4 protein-coding genes are annotated in these 3,314 nt (G+C 65.8%); 2 read left to right on the forward strand and 2 right to left on the reverse strand.

The window, feature by feature from the left end; translation table 11 throughout:
- Position 1: 1 nt before the first annotated feature.
- A complete protein-coding gene (locus EOA60_RS25105) occupies positions 2 to 184 on the reverse strand; it encodes a hypothetical protein (RefSeq protein WP_067330410.1) in 183 nt (60 codons plus the stop codon).
- Positions 185 to 309: 125 nt separating this feature from the next.
- Here EOA60_RS25105 and EOA60_RS37760 point away from each other — a divergent pair, with 125 nt between their 5' ends.
- Together EOA60_RS37760 and EOA60_RS25110 are read left to right on the forward strand one after the other, a co-directional pair.
- Positions 310 to 465 carry a hypothetical protein gene (locus tag EOA60_RS37760; RefSeq protein WP_082954124.1) on the forward strand — a complete coding sequence of 52 codons (156 nt, stop codon included), beginning with the start codon at positions 310 to 312 and terminating at the stop codon, positions 463 to 465.
- A gap of 161 nt (positions 466 to 626) precedes the next feature.
- The gene (locus EOA60_RS25110) at positions 627 to 2,708 is read left to right on the forward strand and encodes an ATP-dependent helicase (RefSeq protein ID WP_095823611.1); all 2,082 of its coding nucleotides are present in this window, start codon (positions 627 to 629) and stop codon (positions 2,706 to 2,708) included.
- Positions 2,709 to 2,790: 82 nt separating this feature from the next.
- Here EOA60_RS25110 and EOA60_RS25115 read toward each other — a convergent pair.
- Positions 2,791 to 3,314, reverse strand: a 524-nt coding sequence (locus EOA60_RS25115; protein ID WP_164899517.1) for a GGDEF domain-containing protein, incomplete at its 5' end; no start/stop codon positions are given.

Here is a 3,314-nt window from a genome sequence, read left to right on the forward strand (position 1 = left end):
CTCATTGCTTCGGCGGCGTGCCGGGCTGGTCGCCGCCGGTGGTCGATTGCGGCACCGGGTTCTTGTCGACCTGCGGGTTTTTGTCGACGGTGTCGCTTGGCGCCTTGGTGGGCTGTACGCTGTTGTCGCAGGCGGCGAGCCCGAGCCCTGCCGCGAGAGCCAGCAGCACAGGAAGTTTCTTCATGACGACCTCCTCTCGTTCGCCCCTTTCTTCGAAGCAAACGAGGCGGCGGCGGTTTGGTTGCGCCGTCCGGCGGGAACCAACGCGCCTGTCTCCGGTTGAACCTCGTTAACTCACGAGGAGATGTCATGATCCGTCTGCTGCTCGTCGGCCTGTTCGGCTACACGGCCTATCGCGTCACGATGAGGATCATCGAGGAGGCGTCCGGCGATCTCGCGCCGCCGGACGATCGGCGGTCGCTGCGGCGCCAGTCGGCGGCGATGGGCGTCGAGCCGAAAAGGTAGATCGGCCGTTCTCGCGCTTGTTGGGAAGATGGCCGGCCTATCCAGCACATGCCGGCGCGTACAGCGTCCCCTCTGCCCTGCCGGGCATCGCCCCCCACTTGGCCGCCTTTGGGCGAGATTAGCTGTATTGCGAACAAAGCGGAAACGATGCTTGATGGGCGATGAACATCGCCGCCCGTGATTCGTCCTTCGAAACTCCTGCCTATCTTGCCCGGCTGAACGACGAGCAGCGGCTGGCGGTGGTGCATGGCGACGGCAAGGTGGCCGCGCCGCTGCTGGTGATCGCCGGGGCCGGCTCCGGCAAGACCAGCACGCTGGCGCATCGCGTGGCGCACCTCATCGTCAAGGGCGCCGATCCGCGCCGCATCCTTTTGATGACCTTTTCGCGCCGCGCCGCGGCTGAAATGGCGAAGCGCGTCGAGCGCATCGCCGGCGAGGTGCTGGGCCGCGATGCCGCGATCATCGCCGATGCGCTATCCTGGGCCGGTACTTTCCACGGTATCGGCGCCAGACTCTTGCGCGACTATGCCGAGCAGATCGGCCTCGATCCGGCTTTCACCATCCACGATCGCGAGGATTCGGGCGACCTGATGAACCTTGCCCGGCACGAGCTCGGTTTTTCCAAGACCGAAAGCCGTTTTCCGACCAAAGCCACCTGCCTGCAGATCTATTCGCGGGCGGTGAACGCCCAGGCGCCGCTCGGCGAGGTGCTGGGCTCGGCCTTTCCCTGGTGCTCAGGATGGGCGGAACAGCTGAAGGAGCTGTTCGCGGCTTATGTCGAGGCCAAGCAGGCGCAGAACGTGCTCGATTACGACGACCTTTTGCTCTACTGGGCGCAGATGGCGGCCGAGCCGGAGATCGCCGCTCACCTTGGCTCACGCTTCGACCACGTGCTGGTCGACGAATACCAGGACACCAACCGGCTGCAGGCCTCTATTCTGTTGGCGCTGAAGCCGGACGGCGCGGGCTTGACCGTGGTGGGCGATGACGCACAGTCGATATATTCCTTCCGGGCCGCGGAAGTGCGCAACATTCTCGATTTCCCAAAACAGTTCGCGCAAGGCGCCGAGATCGTCATGCTGGAGCGCAATTACCGCTCGACCGAGCCGATCCTGGCCGCCGCCAACAAAGTAATCGGCGAGGCAAGCGAGCGTTTCACCAAGAATCTCTGGACCGAACGCCGGTCGTCGCACAAGCCGCAACTGGTAAGCGTGCGCGACGAGGCTGAGCAGGCCAATTATGTCTGCCAGGCGATCCTTGCCGAGCGCGAGGCCGGCACGGCGCTCAAGGCGCAAGCCGTGCTGTTCCGCGCCTCGCATCACAGCGGGCCGCTGGAGGTGGAGCTCACGCGGCGCAACATCCCCTTCGTCAAATTCGGCGGGCTGAAATTCCTCGATGCCGCGCATGTGAAAGACATGCTGGCGATGCTGCGCTTTGCCGAGAACCCGCGCGACAGGGTCGCCGGCTTCCGGGTGCTGCAGTTGATGCCCGGCATCGGGCCTTCGGCCGCCTCACAGATCGTCGAGGCGATGGCGACGTCGCTCGACGAGACGCTCGGCCTTGCCCGCTTCCGGCCGCCGCAGCGCGCGGCCGAAGACTGGCCGGTCTTCCTCGACATCTACAGCGGGCTGCGCGCCGGCGCCAAATGGCCGGCCGACCTCGAGCGGATCAGGCTCTGGTACGAGCCGCATCTGGAGCGTATTCACGAGGACGCGATCACGCGCCGGGCCGACCTGTTGCAGCTCGAGCAGATCGCGTCGGGCTATCCCTCGCGCGAGCGTTTCCTGACCGAGCTGACGCTCGACCCGCCCGACGCCACCAGCGACCAGGCCGGCCCGCCGCATCGCGACGAGGATTACCTGATCCTGTCCACGATCCATTCGGCCAAGGGCCAGGAGTGGAAGAACGTCTTCGTGCTCAACACGGTCGACGGCTGCATCCCGGCCGATCTCGGCGTTGGTACCAAGGAGGATATCGAGGAGGAGCGGCGGCTGCTCTATGTGGCGATGACGCGCGCCAAGGACAGCCTGCACCTGGTGGTGCCGCAGCGCTTTTATCCGCACAATCAGCCGGCGCGCGGCGACCGTCACGTCTATGCCTCGCGCACCCGCTTTATCCCGGCCTCGATGCTTTCGGCTTTCGAACAGTCATCCTGGGCGAGCGCGGCGATCACGGACGACCCGCGCCAAAAGCCGGGCGTCAAGGTCGATCTCGGCGCGCGCATGCGCGGCATGTGGAAATAGACGCCTACCCAAAGGCGGGACGACACTCCTACTCAGCCCCACCGCTGGTGAGGGCGCTCCGTTCCCTGCTGCGCGGGTTCGTTCAGTGGAACGTGCCGGCGGCCTCGCCGGATAGCCTGCTGCGCGGGCTTTCGAAGCTCACCTGGTCGCGTCCGTTCGACTTCGCCTTGTAAAGATGCCTGTCCGCGACCCGAAACATGTGGTGATAGGTGGTGGGCCCGCTGAACGCGACGCCGCCGATGCTGACCGAAAGCGGGCACGGCTGCCCGCCCGGCGCGAACTCGGCCTCGCGGATACGCAGTCTGATCGACTCGGCGACCAGGAAGGAGCGTGTCGCGTCGGCGCCCGGAAGGAAGACCGCGAATTCCTCGCCGCCGATGCGTCCAACGATGTCGGCGCCGTGGAGCTGGCTCCGGATCGTGCTCGCGATCAGCTTCAGCGCCTGATCGCCGCAATCGTGGCCGAGCCGGTCGTTGATCGACTTGAAATGGTCGGCATCGACGATCAGCAGCGCGCCGGCTTCGGCCACCGCGTGGCTGCGGGCCTTGTCGAGATAGGCCTCGACCAGCATCGAGAAAGCGCCGCGGTTGAAGACCGCCGTCAGGC

It is taken from the genome of Mesorhizobium sp. M1A.F.Ca.IN.020.06.1.1 (genome assembly GCF_004023265.1).
Taxonomy (GTDB): Bacteria; Pseudomonadota; Alphaproteobacteria; order Rhizobiales; family Rhizobiaceae; genus Mesorhizobium.